Source organism: Parapusillimonas granuli, assembly GCF_013416525.1.
GTDB lineage: Bacteria > Pseudomonadota > Gammaproteobacteria > Burkholderiales > Burkholderiaceae_B > Parapusillimonas > Parapusillimonas granuli.
In genome coordinates this window covers 1-612 of the sequence record NZ_JACCEM010000034.1, presented here as the reverse complement: position 1 = coordinate 612, position 612 = coordinate 1, and the positions used below count along the sequence as shown (strand labels likewise).

The 612-nt window shown below is 50.8% G+C and carries 1 tRNA gene and 1 rRNA gene; both read right to left on the bottom strand.

Going from position 1 to position 612, the window contains the following annotated elements:
* A 23S ribosomal RNA gene (locus H0A72_RS21935) occupies nucleotides 1-103 on the bottom strand; the annotation flags it as partial.
* A 382-nt stretch (nucleotides 104-485) separates the two neighbouring features.
* Nucleotides 486-561, bottom strand: a tRNA-Ala gene (locus tag H0A72_RS21930).
* Nucleotides 562-612 lie beyond the last annotated feature (51 nt).

Sequence of the window (612 nt, the reverse complement as noted above, 5' to 3'; positions counted from 1 at the left end):
TCAAAGCTCGTTTGCCAGCTCCCCGCAGCTTTTCGCAGGCTACCACGTCCTTCTTCGCCTGTGATCGCCAAGGCATCCACCATGTGCACTTAGTCGCTTGATCCTATAACGTTGCAGGCTTAAAAAAACCCCCAAGCTATAGAACCCATTGAGTTATGCGTGTTTGTGCCGTTCATCATTTTCAAAGGCCATGTCCTTAAACATGTATTTTTGAGAACTATTTGAACAAAATTGTTTAATGCAATCACAACCCGTATTTACGCGCACCATCCCTTAGGACAATGCCCCGCAATTACTTCGTTGTGCTTCTTCCAGATTGTTAAAGAACGAGTAATACCAGATAAGCCTATAAGACTTAACGAGCAATCAAGCACACGGCTTGACTCTTCGTTAACCCCTAGCCCCTCGCAGCCGATCAGCAAACCATCAACCAAACAACCGATCAGCAACCGACCAACCCAGCCACAGCCAACCCGCGGCGCGCCTGGTGGAGGATGACGGGATCGAACCGACGACCCCCTGCTTGCAAAGCAGGTGCTCTCCCAGCTGAGCTAATCCCCCCCGTCGCACCGCTCAAGCCTGCTGGTGGGTCAAGTTGGAATCGAACCAACG